The following is a 15,576-nucleotide window of genomic DNA, read 5'->3' as shown; positions in this document are numbered from 1 at the left end:
AGATCGAGGCAGGCGCGCTGTTCCTGGCCGGATTGCCGGGCCCGGCCGCGGCGCTCGGGCTCGACGCTGCGATGATCGCCGCGCAGAACAAGCTGATGGCCGCCCTGCCTGCGAATCTGCGCGCGGACGCCGGGCGGATGCAGGAGCGTTTTCACCTGGACGCGCCGGGCTGGTTTGGCGAGACGGAAGACCCAAAGCACCTGCGCACGATCGCCGGGGCTACTCTGCGCGGGACGCTGATCAAGATCCGCTATCAGAGCTGGCGATCCGAGAAGCAGCGCCGCCTCGCGCCGCTCGGCCTCGTGCTGAAGGGTGGGAGCTGGTACCTCGCGGGTCAGGTCGACGCCAGCGTGCGCACCTATCGCGTCGCGCGCGTGCTCGACTGCACGGCGCTCGACGACGGCTTCGATCGCCCCGCCGATTTCGATCTCGCCGCCTATTGGCAGGCCGCGACACTTCGCCTCGAGGCCGAGATGCATCCGAATGTCGCGGTCGTGCGGCTCTCGCCGTTCGGCGTCAAGCTGCTCGATGCGCTGAGCCAGCCCTACGTCAAGGCGCGCACGCAGCTCGAAGAGACCGCTGATGCCGACGGCTGGCGCGTTGCGCGCGTGCCCGTCGGCAAGACATCCTGGCACGCCGCGGCCGAATTGTTGCGGCTCGGTCCCGAGGCCGAAGTGCTGGAGCCCGCCGATCTTCGCGACAAGATGGTGGAGCTGACGCAGGCAATGGCCGCGCGCTATCGCGCGGTGCGAAGAGCCTGACGGCGGCACATTTTGCCGCAGCCCACGAAACAATCCTGAAACACGATTCTCGCCGCGAGCCGTGAACGCATTCGCGTTTCAGCCCGACCGAGATGCAGGGACACAACAACGGCCCCGCGCCAAATGGAGAATGAAGATGTTTCGTAAGCTTGCTCTTGGTCTGATCGCCGCCGGCTCGCTCGCTGTCGCCGCTCTCGCCCCCACCGCGGCTTCGGCCGGTGGTTTCCATTACCATCACGGTCATCACCACTGGGGTCCCGGCTGGGGCATTGGCGGCATCTACCTCAACACCGGCGTCAGCAATTGCTACCAGGAGCGCCTGATCCAGACCCGTCATGGCCTGCGCGTGCGCGTCGTGAATGTCTGCGCCTACGGGATGTACTGATATCTCGCCTTCACGACGAAGCTCCGGTCGCACCGCGACCGGAGTTTTGCATTTGACTAGCCGCCCTGCGCTGCCGGCGAAACCAGGCCCAGGTCTCGCGCGTCGTTCTGATGTAGCCGCGGCCGCGATGGACGATCTCGCCGTCGACGATCTCGTTCAGCTTCGGCAGCGCATGAAAGGGGATCGAGGGATAAGCGTGGTGCTCGACGTGATAGGGCATGTTCCACGCGGACCATTTGACGACCGCGCCGGTATAGGTGGTGCGAGTGTTCTGGAAAGCGCTGCGGGTGCGGTCGCAGCCGGTATGCTCGGCATAGAGATAGGGCCGCAGGAATAACTGCCCGATGACGAGCGGGACGATCCAGACCCAAAGCAGCAACGCTGACGAGAACCACAGCGACAGCGCGAGCAGCAGGATATAGAGCGCGACATAGGCACGCGCCTCCATGACGATGGTGGCGCGCTTGCCCTCGGGAATCCAGGGCATGGTGACCTTGCCGGTGATCGCATGGCCGAGCATCAGCCGTAGACGCCCGGCGACCTGCATCAGGCCGCTATAGGCGATCGCGAGCTGCGTGTCGGATGTCGGCTTCACCCCGACGATCAACTCGGGATCCTTGTCCGGATCCTGGGTGTAGCGGTGATGGTCCCAGTGAAACAGGCAATAATATTCGTAGGGCAATCCGATGATGAAGGCCGAGAGATGGCCGACGACGAGATTGAGGCCGCGGCTCCTGAACGCGGTCTTGTGCGCGGTCTCGTGCACCGCCATGAACAGGAAGGCGACGAAATAGCCCTGCACCGCCATCAACGGCAGCGCCCAGAGCACGCCATGGCGGGAAGCGACCATCCAGATCAGCGCGCCCACCAGTACGATCACGCCATAATGGCCAAGGCTCTGCGCCGCGCCCCTGAGATTGGAGCGGACCGACAGTCCGCGCAGCATCGCCGGCGTCAGCGGCTTCAGGCGGTGGCCGGATTCTGAAACGGTCGCGTCAGTCATGGTCGGATGCCCTGTCACTTACCGAGAAGAGCTGCGACCTCGGCCTTGATGAAGGCCTGGTCGCGCGGATTGCCGACGGGGTTGCCGGCGCGATGGCCGTGCAACGACGGGATCGGATGCAGCACGGCCGATTTGGCGTTGGTCAGCCGGCCGAGCTCGTCCTCGTTGTCGCGGGCGTCGAAATAGCGGTCGGTCGCGCCGGGCATCAGCAGCATGTGCGCCTTGATCGCGGCCAGCGCGCGGTCGAGATTGCCGCCGAATGCTCCACAGCGACTGATATCGCCGCGCTGCCAGATTCCGATCTGCGCCAGCAGATCATTGGCGTCGCGCCGGGCAAACGTCGCATCCCAGGTACGGACGAGATAATCCTCCAGCGAGCTGAAGCCGGCCTCGCGCCAGAGCTCGTCGCGATAGAAGCCGTGCGACATCGCCCAGCCGGCATAGACGCGCCCCATGGCGCGGTAACCGGCGACGGGCTTCTCGGCGAAGCGGCCGTCGCGGAAGGCGGGATCGGCGGTGAGCGCGGCCTTCACGCTTTCCAGGAAGACTTGATTGTAGGGCGCACAACGCGCACTGCCGCAGACCACGGCGGCGCGCGCGACCATATCGGGATGCAGCGCCGCCCAGTGATAGGCCTGCGTGCCGCCCATCGACCAGCCGTAGACGAGCGCAAGCTTTGCGATGCCGAAGCGCTCGGTGAGGAGCCGGTGCTGGACCGCGACCGCATCGTGATAGGTCACCTCCGGGAACGGCGCCGCAGTATTCGACGGCGAGGACGACAGGCCGTTGCCGAACAGGTTCGGGACGATGATGAAGTAGCGCGTGGGATCGAGCACGCCGTCCGGGCCAATTAGCCACTCGGTGTCAAAATGCTGCGCGCTGAACGACGTCGGATAGAGGATGACGTTGTCCTTGGCCGGGCTCAGCGTGCCGTAGGTCTTGTAAGCGAGCTTCAGCGAGGAGAAGACGACCCCGGACTGGAGGGTGACGTCGCCGGCTTCGAAGATCTCGTAGTGCTCCGTCATGAACCGGACTCCCGCTCGCGGCCCAGAATGCGCCGCTGAGGCGGCGATGCATCGATCATGCCGAGCCCGCAGACGCGCCGTTGCGCCGCGCTTAATAAGTGTACCTATAGTACAGTTATTCTGGACCGGCAAGATAAATCCAACGAACCGGCCGCTCAGGCGATGGCGGCGATATAGCGCTCCACCGATGCCGCGAAGGCGGCCTTGGCCCCAGTGGCAATGTTGCGCCCCCACCAGGCGCCATAGATGCGATCGAAGGCGAGCGGCTCGACGGCGGCCGCGATCCGCCGCACCGCGGCGGCATTGAGCGGCATGTAGTTGGGGTAGGAGTACATGAAGCTGACGAAGCGGCGGTCCATCGTCACCTGGGCGATGTCGCCGGTGAGCAGCGCGCCCCTGCCGTCCGCACCGCGCACGGCGTGCAGCATGGTGGCGCCGGCGAAATGACCGCCGGTGCGCAGCAGCAGCACATCGTCGGAGATGCGGTGGCTTTCGCCGGTCCAGTGCACGATCGAGGGATGCGGCCGCGTGACGAAAGCGCGATCGTCGGCATGCAGATAGACCGGCACGCCGCCAAAGGTATCGCTCCAGTCGGCGACCGCGCCGTAGTAGTGCGGATGCGAGATCGCGATCGCCTTCAGTCCGCCGAGCGCTGCAACGTGTTGGATGGCTTCATCGGTTGCCAGCGGAATGCAATCCCACATCACGCAGCCGTCGCCTTGAGGCACCAGCAGCGCGCGCTGCCCGATGGCGAAGCTCGGCTCCAGGCCGATGCCGGTGAGGCCGAGATCGTCGCGGCCCACCAGTCGGTACCCTCGCGCGAGCTCCTCGCGCGTGAGGAAGCTCTGCCCTTTCCAGTTCACGAACTGCCGCTCGTCCTCGCAAATCAGACAGGAGGCGGGCGGATTTCCGCCGTTCGGAAATTGCGCGCCGCAGGTTTCGCAGGTCCAGAGGGGCATGACTTGAGCTCCGTGGGAAGGCCCGCAGGATGACATTGCGAATAAGCGTTCAGCAAGTTCGATGAGCCGCAAGGGTGACTGGAACCAACGCGGCGAACGCCCGTTACGTTCAGATCAACGCCAGAACGATTGGCCAAGAGGATCACGACACACGAAGAGCATGTCTAGGTATCGATGACATCGCGATCCCCCTCTCCGTCCCGCCTCTGGCCCCTGTTCGCGCTCAACTTCTTCATGGCCGACATGCAGTCGGGCATCGGTCCGTTCGTCGGCGTATTCCTCCAGGAGCGCGGCTGGGCGACCGGACTGATCGGCACCGCGCTGACGATCGGCAATGTCGCGGGAATGCTGATCACGACGCCGATCGGCGGCTTCATCGATGCCAGCCGCAACAAGCGGATGTGGGTCGTCATTCCCGGCATCTGCGTCGTTCTCGCCTCCGCCATCATCCTGATCTCGCAAAATTTCTGGGCGGTGACGTTCTCGCAAGTCGCGCAATCGCTGGCGAGCGCCGCAATCGTGCCGGCGGTGACGGGCATCACGCTGGGTATCGCCAAGCAGAAGGGCTTCAACGCGCTCAACGGCCGCAACCAGGCGTACAACCACGGCGGCAACATGGTCGGCGCCGCGCTGTCGGGCTATCTCGGCTACAAATACGGCTATGTCGCCGTGTTCATGCTGGCGGCCGCGTTCGGTGCCATCGCGATCGCCTGCGTGATGATGATCCCGGCCAAGGCAATCGATGACCGGGCCGCGCGCGGCAGCAAGGAGGATGACTCCAAGGCTCCGCCGGATGCGATGACGATGCTGCTCAAGCATCGGGCGCTGCTCGTGCTGGCGCTGGCGCTCGCGCTATTCCACCTCGGCAATGCCGCGATCGTCCCGCTCTACGGGCTCGCGGCGGTCGCCGAGGGACAGGCCAACGGCCCGAGCTTCGTCGCGACCACCGTGGTCATCGCACAAGGCGTGATGGTCGTGACGTCGCTGATCGCGATGAAGGCCGCGAGCAAGCGCAATTACTGGCCCATCATCCTGGTCTCCTTCATGTTCCTGCCCATTCGCGGCGTACTCGCCTTCTTCGTTACAGGATGGTGGGGCGTCGTGCCGATGCAAGTGCTCGACGGCATCGGCACGGGTCTGCAAACCGTTGCCGTCCCCGGCATGGTGGCGCGGGCGCTCAACGGCACCGGCCGCATCAATCTCGGCCAGGGCGCCGTGATTACGGTGCAGGGTGTCGGCGCCAGCCTCAGTCCCGCGCTCGGCGGCTGGATCGCGCAATGGATCGGCTACGGTCCGACCTTCCTGCTGCTCGGTGGCTTCGGGCTCGCATCGATGGCGCTGTGGTTCGCGTTCGGGGCGACAGTGAAGAAGTATTGAGCTTCATCGCCGTCACCAATGTCACGCCGACGACGTAGGCGGGAGCCGGTCTCGTTCGCCGCGAGCGACGATCCGGCGAATGGTGTGACGTGAAAGACAGCGACAGCGGCGGCGCCTGGCGCGGTCCGGACACTCACTTGGCTGCGGCACCTGGTCGCGGTCTCAGCGCGTCATCGCGAGTGGCTTATCACGCAATTCCCCGCTTTTGCCGTTGCGGCGCAGCGGCATGACGATACAACCTGCCGCAATCGCCAATAAATCGCCCTTCCCGATCGATGATCCAGCCTCAACTCTCCTTTGACGGCGACCCGAATGGCCCGGCCTATGAAAGATGGCGCGAGCAGTTTTGCCGTCAGGTGGCGAACGTCGATTTCGTGCCGGTCGGGGAAGGGCGAGTTCACCGGACCATTGCGCCGGCCATTCTTCCCCGCATCAGACTCTCGGCCTCGTTCGGCTCGCCGATATCTTTCGTGTCGTTGGGGACGAACGACGAATTGGTGATTACGACGTCGCCCAATTCGGCGTTGAGCGGGACCATGGGAAAGCGCCCGCTGGAGATCGCGGCGGGCGACGTCACAATCGGGGACCCCTCGATCAAGGGCGCCTATATCACTCAGACCGGGAACGGTAATTTCCGGACCGCGCTGCTGCCGCGTAAGGCGCTGCTGCGCGTCTGCCCGAATGCCGAGGACCTGATTGCGCAGTCGATCCCAGGCGCCAATCCGATCACGTCGATGTTCCTGCGATATTACGATCTCGCGCATGCTTATGCCGACAAGCTCGCGCCCGCCGAGCTCGACGCGGTCTCGCAGCATCTGTTCGATTTATCGGTGCTGATGATCGGAGCCCGCGGCGATGTCGCCGAGGAAGCTCGGACGCGCGGCCTTGCCGCAGCGCGTCTCGAGACTCTCAAATCCGACATCCTGGCGCAGCTGGACAACCCCGCACTGTCACTCACCGTCCTGTCGGCCACGCACCGGGTCAGCCCACGCACGATCCAGCTGCTGTTCGAGCAGGCGGGCATCACCTATAGCGGCTTCGTGCTGGAGCAGCGCTTGCTGCGCGCCGATCGGCTGCTTCGAAATCCTGCCATGCGCGCCCGCAAGATCATCGAGATCGCGCATCTCGCGGGTTTCCACGACGTCTCCTATTTCCATCGCGCGTTTCGCCGCCGCTTCGGACAGACGCCCGACGACGTCAGGAAGCTGGCCGGCGACGCCGGCTAGCCAAGCGCGACGCGACGCTGCCGAACGCCGCCCGGTTCTACGTCCCAAAATTCTTCTGGATCGCCTTGTCCAGCGTCTCGCCGCCGACGAAGCGCTGGCGCAGCTCGCGCTTGAGCAGCTTGCCGCTCGGATTCTTCGGCAAGGCGTCGACGAAAATGACGCGCTTGGGCACCTTGAAGTGCGCCATCTGGCCGGCGCAGTGCTTGATGACGGCGTCCTCGTCCAGCTTTTCACCGCTCTTGACGACGACGATGGCGGTGACCGCCTCGATCCAGCGCGGATCGGGCAGGCCGACGACGGCGACCTCGGAGACTGCGGGGATGCGGTAGACCATCTCCTCGACCTCGCGGCTCGCGACGTTCTCACCGCCGGTCTTGATCATGTCCTTGACGCGGTCGACCACGGTGATGTGGCCCTCCTCATCGACGGTGGCGAGATCGCCGGAGTGAAACCAGCCGCCGGAAAACGCCGCCGCGGTCTTGACGGGATCGTTGTAATAGCCGGACAACAGATGCGGCGAGCGGTGCACGATTTCGCCGACCTCACCGACTTTCACATCCTCCATCGACGTGTTGACCACGCGCGTCTCGACATTGAGCACGGGCTTGCCGGCCGAGCCGGCCTTACGCAGCTGATCCTCGGGGCGCAGCACGGTTGCGAGCGGCGCGATCTCGGTCTGGCCGTAAAAGTTCCAGAACTTGACGTTGGGCAGGCGGCGCTGGAGCTCGAGCAGCACCTCAACCGGCATGATCGAGGCGCCGTAATAGCCCTTCTGCAGCGTCGACAGATCGGTCTTGTCGAAATTCGGCGAGCGCAGCATCGCGATCCAGATCGTCGGCGGCGCGAAGAAGGACGTAATCTTGTGCGCCTGGATCAGCGCCAGAATGCCGTCCGCCGTCGGCTTGCCCGTGATCACGCCGGAGGCGCCGAGATAGATTTGCGGCCCCAGGAAGACGTCGAGCTGGGCGCAATGATAGAGCGGCAGCGCGTGCAGGAATTTGTCCTCCACGCTCATGCCGCCGTCGATGACGCAGCTGACATACTGCCACATCACCGCTTCATGGGTCAGCATCGCGCCCTTGGGCAGCGATTCCGTGCCGCTGGTGTAGACGATCTGCGCGAGATCGCGGCTGTCGACGGACGCCTCCAGGAACGAGCTGTCGGGGCTGAGGAGATCGTCGAAGGTGGTGAGGCCCGCGGGCGGCGTTGCGGGATCCTCGCCCGGCAGCCAGATCAGCTTCTCGACCGCGCAGTCCTTGGCGCTTGCATCGCGGGCCGCCTCGACGAAATCGGGACCGGCCGCCAGCAGCTTGGCGCCGGAGCTCTTCAGGATGAAATTGATCTCGTCCGGATTGAGCATGAAGTTGATCGGCACCAACACCGCGCCGATCCGCGCCACCGCAAAACGCAGCGCGGCGAAGGCGTGTGAATTGCGCGAGAGTACCGCGATGCGGTCACCCTTCTTGACGCCGAGGCCGAGCAGGCCGCGGCCGAGCCGGTTGCAGATCGCGTCCATCTCGGAGAAGGTCCAGCTCACGTCGCCGCAGCTCACCGCAAGCTTGTTGGGCGCTCGGCCCGCGGAACGGCGCAAGAGATCGCCGATGGAATGCTCGCGCGCTTTCGAGATGGTGGCTGCGGTGTCGCTCGACATTTCCATTCCCCGGAATTTGCAATCTGCGTGAAGACCGGCCTGGACCTTCAGGCCATCGCCCTTACGCATTTTTGAGTTTGCACAAAGCGTAGTCGGCGCAATCTGCCGCGTCAAATCAGCCGGAGCGCCGCCGGTGCACGATGCCTTCACCGACAAAGGTAGCTCGCGGGGGGATGGCGACATGGTGCATAGCATGTCCCAGTTCCAGGTAAGCCCGAGGAGCATCGTGCTCAGGGCTTGTGCCCCTTCTGGCGCAGCGCCTCGATGAGGCGCTGCTTCAACTCGTCGGCGGCCTTCTGGCTGACGTCCTGGCCGATCTGCGCGCTCGCCTGCGCCAGCGCATCCGACTTCTCCAGAAACTTCCGCCCCACAGGCTGGGCGCAGAACGCCTCGATCTGGCGCAGCTCATCGACGGTGAAGCTGGCGGCATAGACGGCGGCCATCTGATCGATCATCGAGGCGACGAACGGCGCGTAGATCTCCGATCCTGGCGCCGTCATCGCATCATAGTCGCGCTCGATCTCCGGCCGATCCTGCGCGACCACGGGTCTCAGCTTGAGCAGGAGCTGCGGGAGAGCCGCGCGATACTGATCCGCGATCTTCAGCGTGGCGACGAGCTTGCGCGCGGCGCTCATCGCCTCCGGGGATGGCGTTTGTGCCGACGCGTTGCAGACGAGGAACAGGAGGGCGCCGGCAATCGTCAACAAGAGTCTCGACATGCATCTCTCCCGAAAAATCGTCCGCGCGACGGAATGGGTTCTCAGCGGCTCCCCGGAGCCGCGCCGATGACCGTTACCGGCGCGCCTTCGGCGGCGGGCTCCGACTCGTCGTCGACATCCGTCACCTTGACGAAGAGGCTGGGCACCCGCTCGGCTCGGTCGAGCAGCCAGGCTGCGCCGATCATGATGACGAAGCCGGCGAACGAGACAGCGAGTTGCTCCCAGACGCCCTTGGTGTATTGGACCAGGATCCAATGCGCCGAGAACGACAGGAACACGCTGAGGCAAAAGATCGGCAGCGAATGCTGGCCGCAGAGAATGACCGGGCGCAGCCATTTCAAATGCAGCGCCTTCCAGTGGCGCGGGACTAAATAGGTCACCCAGATCGCCACCGCCAGGAAATGCGTGAAGCGCAGCATGTCGAGGTCGGTCTTGTCGATCGGATAGATCGCCTTGATCATCCATTTCGGGATCATCGCCTCGAGCGCGTGGATATGCCAGGTCATCACGATCAGGAGGGCGAAGGCGATCCACGCCGCGGACAGGCCCATCACCGTCTTCGACCAGACCCATGCCGCGACCTTGTCGATCCCGCCGATGCCGCACCAGGCGGCGAATACGAACATCAGCTGCCAGCAGAACGGGTTGAAGTACCAGCTCGTGCCGGGCGGGTAGGAGGCGATGTTCCAGTCGAACCAGCGCGACAGCACATAGAGCACCACGGACGCCGCCAGCGTCAGGTTCGGCCGGCGCACCAGGCCCCACACGATGAAGGGCGCAGCAAGCACCAGCGTGATGTAGAGCGGCAGCACGTCGAGATTCACCGGCTTGTAGCGGAGTGAGAGCGCCTGCCCGATCAGAATGTCCGGATGGTCGAGAAAATTGTGAACGTTGAACTCGTCCGCATACATCGGGTTGTCGAACCTCCTGATCGTGCGGGCGATCTGCGCCGTGAACAACAGAAACAGCATGATGTGGGCGACATACATCTCGGCCGCGCGCCGCCACAGCCGCTTGAGCGCCGCGAGAAACCAGCCCCCGGCGACGATCGGCCCATAGATCCAGCCGACGAGATAGCCGGAGATGAAGACGAAGAACTCGGCGGCGTCGCTGAAGCCGTAATTGCGCAGCGTCAGCCAGGCCACGACGTCGTGCGGGATGTGATCGAGAAAGATCATCCACAAGCCGATGCCGCGGAACAGATCGAGCCGCAGGTCGCGCTCGACTGGAGCGAGCAGAGCTGACTGGTCCCGGATCATGGCCCCGCCTCTTTCCGGTGGGCGTCGCGCCAAAGCGGCGCCGGCAAATGGGATGCTAAAAAATCTGAATCAAAAGTCACCTGGCCCTGCGGCTAGTGCCAACGGTAGCCGACCTTGGTGCCTGTGCAAGTGACTTCGTCATCGCACTGAGGCGCCGCCGCACGGCCCGCTTCGGCCGGCCCTTGCAAAAACTGCAAAAACAACCCCATGCACAGTAGAGGCTACCTGCTAAGGCATTGCGTTGCCTGTTAAATTTGAATGCTCCGTCAATCTGCGGCTTCTCAGTGCGAGGTGGCCGGACATTGCTGGCCGTTCCCACCGGAACATGCCGGGCCAAACGTGATCGTCTTGGCATCCGCAGCCGTCGGCGGCGGAGGCAGCACGATCTCGATCGGCGCTTGGTCGTTGAGCCCAAGCGGCGCTGCGGGATCGGGCGGAGTGGCGCCGCAGACCGGGCTGCCGCCAGCCCCGAGCGAACAGCCGCCCGTATCCCGCGAAGTGATCGCGAGCCGGCCGTCGACATAGGTGATGTCGTAGTTCACGGACGTCAGGCCCGCGGCCGCGATACCGTAGACACCGGGATAGCGCGCCCCCTGGGCCGAGCCGCCATAGACGAGCGTGCCGGAGAGCGCAGGTAGCCCCTCACCGTTGACGAAGCCGGAATAGGTCACGCTGCCCCCGGAGAACGGCACGCCGTCATAAATCCTGGTGACGTCGTTGGCTGTGACGGTGAGTGCCGCCTTGTTGACGGTGAGTGAACCGTCGACAAATTTAATGGCGTAATTGGCCGACGAGAGGCCCGCCGCCGTCAGGCCGTAGCGGCCGGCATTCACCGCGCCCTGCGCCGTGCCGCCATAGCTGAGCGTGCCCGACAGCACGGATGCAGTCTCGCCATTCATGAAGCCGGAATAAGCGACGCTGCCGCCAGAGAAGGCGAGGCCGTCATAGGTCTTGGACGCGTTGGCGGTGATGGTGAGCGGCGCCCTGTCGATGGTGAGGCCGACCGCGACCGATCCGACATAGACCGCGCCGCCCGAACCGGTCGCGCTGAGAACGTCGGAGCCGCTGAGATTGTAGCTGCCCGCGCCCAATGCGGTGGTGACGGCGCTGCCCCAGCCGAGCGTGACGCGATTGGCGTTCACGCCGGTCATCGTCAATCCGCCGAGCGAGGCCAGCGTGCCATAGGTGGTGCTGGCCGAGCCCGCGACGTTGACATAGGCATCGTAGACGGTGTCGCCGAACGCGCGCAGCACCGGCATGCCGTTATTGGCGCCGCTGACGGACTTGCCCCAGACGGCGGCAAAGTCATAGCCGTTGTTGATGAAGGTGAAGGGATCGCGCAGCTGTGCCGTGGTGAGCATGCTGCCGTCGCAGACGTTGCTGACGCCGCCGGATCCGCCACAGGCGGCGCTCTGCCCCGATGTCTCCCTGTTCGCATAGCTTTGGATGACTTGGCCGCCATCCCAGTTCAGCCCCACGATCGCGCCGACATTGCTGGTTCCCGACACGGTGCCCGCGAAGTAGCTCCGGACCACGTGGCTTTCCTGATTCATCCCCACCAGCCCGCCGACCACGTCAGTTCCTGAAACTGCTCCCGTGGCGTAGGAATCGAGCACCCAAACGGCTTCATTGCTGTGCCCGACCAGACCGCCGACGATGCCGCTGCCGGTCACATTGCCGGTCGCGTAAGACTGACTTACCACAGCGCCGTACCAGCTGGCTCCCACCAGCCCGCCGACCGATTTGACACCGGACACGTTGCCGGTGGCGTAAGACCGCTCCACCCGGCTGTACTGTTCGAACCCCACCAGTCCACCGGCAGCTGTGCCTGTGCCGCCAATTGCGCCGGTGCCCGAAACATTGCCGGTGGCGTAACTGTCGGTGACGAGACCGATGTTGCTGTACCCCAACAAGCCACCAACCATGATGCCGCCAGATACGGTACCCGTGGCATAAGAGTGGCTCACCGTACCTATGGCATAATCCGCGGGGTTCGGTCCCATCCACGTGCCGATATTGTACGCGATCAGCCCGCCGGCACCGTCCCAGATCGCCGACACGTTGCCGGTCGCATATGAGTTGGAAACGAACGAGGCGACGACGCGCCCTCCCAGCCCGCCGGCGGCGCCATAGCCCGCAACCGTGCCGGTGGCATATGAGTTGCTGATCGTCGTGATATAGGCGTCGCCGACCAGCCCGCCGATCAAGGCGCCGGTGCCGGTCACATTGCCGGTGTTGTAAACGTTGCTGATGGTGTTGTAAGCGACGCTGCTCGTGCCGCCGTAGACCCAGAGGCCGCTCGACCCCACCAGCCCGCCGACGGCATTATTGCCCGTCACGCTGCCGCCTTCCAATCCGACATTGCGGATGGTCCCGCCATCGATGTAGCCGAACAGGCCGATGTTATCGCTGGACGGCCGGTTGATGGTCAGGTTGCTGATGTGGTGACCGAGCCCGTCGAAAATGCCGGAAAAATAGCTGCTGATATCGCCGATGCCGCCGATCGGCGTGAAGCCGGCGCCACCATTCCAACCCGCCGTGGCGCTGGCATCGATGTTCGCGCCCAGCACGTAGTTGCCGGACCGGTTGGTGTTGATGTTCTGCAGGGCATTCACGTCGGTGATCACCGCATAGGTGATGGCGACGTCAGATTCTTTCTGGGTCTGGAACAGGCTGCCCGCTGCCAGGTTGACCGGCGCGTTGATGGTGTAGCCACCGGTGGCCGTGGTCTGTGCGTATTGCAGGACCAGCCCGTCACTGCTCGTCGTGCCGGTCGACGTCAGCGGCGCATTGATGACGATGTTGTTGTCGGCCCGCAGCGTCAGGATATGCGAGCCCCAGGTGACGGCGGAGTTGACCGTGACGTTGCCTTCATCGGTGCCGCTGCCCGAGGTCGTCACCGTCACGTCGCCGCTCGCAAGCGCCGTCTGCAAGGCACTGGCGTAATTGGCGTCGATGGTGATGTTGACGGGATCGATCAGCCAGCGTCCGCCCAGCGTGTCCACCTTCAGATCGGCGGCGAGATTGACCTTGGCGGCGGAGGTTTCGACCGAGCGGGCCCGCAGCGTGCCGCCGGCATTGACCTCGCCGTATTTGGCGTCGCCGAGCAGCAGGATGCGGCCATTCTTGCTGCCGATGCTCGCGGCCTGCACCACGCCGGTGTTGTTGACGACGCCCTTCATGGCGTCGCTCGCGCCCTTGGCGGTGAGGATGGCGAGTCCGCCATCGGCACGGATCAGCCCCTTGTTCTCGACCAGCGTCTTGACGGTGGAGGCCTTGACCTCGACCGAGAGCAGGCCGTCGCCATTGAAGTCGAGCAGCACGTCAGTGCCGGCGGCGAGCGCCGTGCTGCCGGTGATGGTGCCGGAATTGCTGACGCTCGGCGAGATCAGCGCCACCACCTTGCCGGAGATGCTGCCCTCGTTGCTGATCGCGCCGCCGCTGCCGGTGAAATTGTAGCGACCAGCCAGAAAATTCGCGTTGCTGATGCCGAGCGTGGAGGCGACGAAGCCGCCGGTCTGCACGCTGCCGGTCTTGCCGATGGCAATGCCGTTCGGATTGATCAGGAACACTTGCCCATTGGCGCTGAGGCTGCCGAGGATTTTTGACGGGTCCTGGCCGACGACGCGGTTCAGCGCCACCGAGGATGCACCGGGCTGATTGAAGGTCACGGAGTTGCCGGCGCCGATCGAAAAGCTCTGCCAGTTGGCGATCATCCGGTCGCTCGACTGGTTGATCGTCATGGCGTTGCCGGACTGGCTGATCGTGGCCTGTCCCGACACGACCTGACCGCCGGTCGGCAGGGTCTGGGCCAGCACCGGCGGCGTCAGCGCCGTGGTCGCGGACAGGGCGATTGCGAACCGCATCCGCGGCAGGGTCGATGTCATAGCGTACCCTCTCGAAACATCAGAAGCGAATGCCAGCTTGCAGCCAGAACTGGTCGTTGGCCTTGACGCCATCGGCGTTGGCCCCGGTGATGATGGAACGGCCGGGATTGTCGCCGAGCGTATGGGCCCAGCTTGCCGAGACGTTCAGCCACTCGCGCGTCCAGCGCGCGACGAGGCCGGCGCTGGCGAGGCCGTAGTCATTGCAGCCGCAGACAGTGACCGGCGCGATGCCGTTCGGCGACACATTGATCTTGACGTAGCCGCCGTCCAGGAAGCTCGCGAGTTGCAGGCTGCCGAACCGCGCCGGCACCGGCGCGTTGTAGCGGAGCTCCAGCGTACCGAGCACGCCCATGTCGCCGCGCCCCTCGCCCACGGGATAGCCGCGCACGCCGAACGGGCCGCCCAGCGCAAAATCTTCCGAAGAATCGAGGTTCTTGTCGGCCCATTGCCCGTAGAGGCGGCCGAACAGCGCGAAGTCGCCGGGCAAGGCCTGAAGCCGCGCGACCGTGGCGTTGATCCGGTTGAACCGCCCTTGCGTCTGGAGTCCAGCCTGGTCGGCGGCAAGCGCGCTCGCCAAGCGCGAAAGATCGAGATCGCCATAGGTCCAACTCACCGACCAGTTGGTGATGCCGCCGCCGAGCAGCGCGTCGCGCCGGTCGCCGTTGAGGCTGAGCGTGCCGGAGGTCGAGCGCTTGTCCTGGAGCGTTCCGGCGACGCTGTCGTCGACCAGCGCCTTCCAGGTCACGGTGCCGCCAAGCTGGAGGTTGAAATCGCGCGAACGGATCAGGCTGTAGTCGATGCCGCCATTGGCGAAATGAGCGAAACCGGTGAGGCCGAGGGCGCGGCCGATGGCGTCGATATTGTGGTAGTCGAGATAACTGTAGGTCGCATTGGCGACAAACCCACTGGCTGCGAGCGGCACGCTCGTCGCCAGCGAGCCGAACTCCTGCCCTTGCGAGACCGTGCCGGAAAGCCGCGTCAGGTCGCCGTAGCCGGACACGTCGGTGAGCCTCACCAGCCCGTTGCCTTGCGCCTTGCCCACGTTGGAGCTGCCGTAATTATCGGCCCAGATGCCGCCCCCGACGACGGGCGCCTGCGCGACGCCGACGACGAGCTTGCTGGTATTCGGCGCTTCGCCCGGCGCGAGCTTGGCGTGCACCGAGACGCCCGGCAGGTCGTTCATGCGCAAGAGCGCGTCTTCCAGATCCTGCCGCGTCACGCCGTCCGGCTTGACGCGGCCCTCGATGATGGCGCGCAGGAGATCCTCGCGCACGCGCACGCCCCTGGCACGGTCGAGCGTGATGGTCTTGAGTGCGCCCTCGGC

General features: G+C 64.8%; 13 protein-coding genes. 4 read left to right on the top strand and 9 right to left on the bottom strand.

The window, feature by feature from the left end; all coding sequences use genetic code 11:
• Positions 1 to 761 (top strand): YafY family protein (locus MOV74_RS14275; protein ID WP_246922914.1); only part of this gene is annotated, 761 nt, incomplete at its 5' end.
• 136 nt (positions 762 to 897) lie between these two features.
• On the top strand, positions 898 to 1,146 hold the full coding sequence (locus tag MOV74_RS14270; protein WP_246922911.1) for a hypothetical protein: 249 nt from the start codon (positions 898 to 900) through the stop codon (positions 1,144 to 1,146).
• Between the two features lie 10 nt (positions 1,147 to 1,156).
• On the opposite strand, the gene MOV74_RS14265 is transcribed toward MOV74_RS14270, so the two are convergent.
• The 3 genes from MOV74_RS14265 to MOV74_RS14255 form a co-directional block, all read right to left on the bottom strand.
• The gene (locus MOV74_RS14265; protein ID WP_246922908.1) at positions 1,157 to 2,149 is read right to left on the bottom strand and encodes a fatty acid desaturase; all 993 of its coding nucleotides are present in this window, start codon (positions 2,147 to 2,149) and stop codon (positions 1,157 to 1,159) included.
• A gap of 14 nt (positions 2,150 to 2,163) precedes the next feature.
• The gene (locus MOV74_RS14260; protein ID WP_246922905.1) at positions 2,164 to 3,174 is read right to left on the bottom strand and encodes an alpha/beta fold hydrolase; all 1,011 of its coding nucleotides are present in this window, start codon (positions 3,172 to 3,174) and stop codon (positions 2,164 to 2,166) included.
• Positions 3,175 to 3,329: 155 nt separating this feature from the next.
• Complete coding sequence (locus tag MOV74_RS14255) at positions 3,330 to 4,133, bottom strand: MBL fold metallo-hydrolase (RefSeq protein WP_246922903.1); 804 nt, start codon at positions 4,131 to 4,133, stop codon at positions 3,330 to 3,332.
• Positions 4,134 to 4,307: 174 nt separating this feature from the next.
• Between MOV74_RS14255 and MOV74_RS14250 the strand changes: the two genes are divergently transcribed.
• On the top strand, positions 4,308 to 5,510 hold the full coding sequence (locus MOV74_RS14250; protein ID WP_246922901.1) for an MFS transporter: 1,203 nt from the start codon (positions 4,308 to 4,310) through the stop codon (positions 5,508 to 5,510).
• A gap of 397 nt (positions 5,511 to 5,907) precedes the next feature.
• Here the strand turns inward: MOV74_RS14250 and MOV74_RS14245 are convergent, their stop codons facing one another.
• A complete protein-coding gene (locus MOV74_RS14245) occupies positions 5,908 to 6,048 on the bottom strand; it encodes a hypothetical protein (RefSeq protein WP_246922899.1) in 141 nt (46 codons plus the stop codon).
• Between MOV74_RS14245 and MOV74_RS14240 the strand changes: the two genes are divergently transcribed.
• Positions 6,047 to 6,736, top strand: coding sequence for an AraC family transcriptional regulator (locus MOV74_RS14240; RefSeq protein ID WP_246922897.1), 690 nt, complete (start codon positions 6,047 to 6,049; stop codon positions 6,734 to 6,736). The genes MOV74_RS14245 and MOV74_RS14240 overlap by 2 nt on opposite strands.
• Positions 6,737 to 6,773: 37 nt before the next feature.
• Here MOV74_RS14240 and MOV74_RS14235 read toward each other — a convergent pair whose 3' ends face one another.
• From MOV74_RS14235 to MOV74_RS14215, 5 genes are all read right to left on the bottom strand, one after another.
• Positions 6,774 to 8,387 (bottom strand): acyl-CoA synthetase, encoded by a 1,614-nt coding sequence (locus tag MOV74_RS14235; protein WP_246922896.1) that lies wholly within the window; start codon positions 8,385 to 8,387, stop codon positions 6,774 to 6,776.
• 230 nt (positions 8,388 to 8,617) lie between these two features.
• Positions 8,618 to 9,106, bottom strand: coding sequence for a DUF2059 domain-containing protein (locus tag MOV74_RS14230; RefSeq protein WP_246922894.1), 489 nt, complete (start codon positions 9,104 to 9,106; stop codon positions 8,618 to 8,620).
• A gap of 41 nt (positions 9,107 to 9,147) precedes the next feature.
• Entirely contained in the window at positions 9,148 to 10,365 is a 1,218-nt protein-coding gene (locus MOV74_RS14225) for an OpgC domain-containing protein (RefSeq protein WP_246922892.1), read from the bottom strand.
• Positions 10,366 to 10,646: 281 nt separating this feature from the next.
• Positions 10,647 to 14,252 carry a filamentous hemagglutinin N-terminal domain-containing protein gene (locus tag MOV74_RS14220; RefSeq protein WP_246922889.1) on the bottom strand — a complete coding sequence of 1,202 codons (3,606 nt, stop codon included), beginning with the start codon at positions 14,250 to 14,252 and terminating at the stop codon, positions 10,647 to 10,649.
• Positions 14,253 to 14,271: 19 nt separating this feature from the next.
• Positions 14,272 to 15,576, bottom strand: a 1,305-nt coding sequence (locus MOV74_RS14215; RefSeq protein WP_246922885.1) for a ShlB/FhaC/HecB family hemolysin secretion/activation protein, incomplete at its 5' end; no start/stop codon positions are given.

Source organism: Bradyrhizobium sp. SHOUNA76 (genome assembly GCF_023006445.1).
Classification (GTDB): domain Bacteria; phylum Pseudomonadota; class Alphaproteobacteria; order Rhizobiales; family Xanthobacteraceae; genus Bradyrhizobium.
The sequence above is the reverse complement of the archived record's forward strand: the minus strand, read 5'-3'. Positions and strand labels throughout refer to the sequence as shown.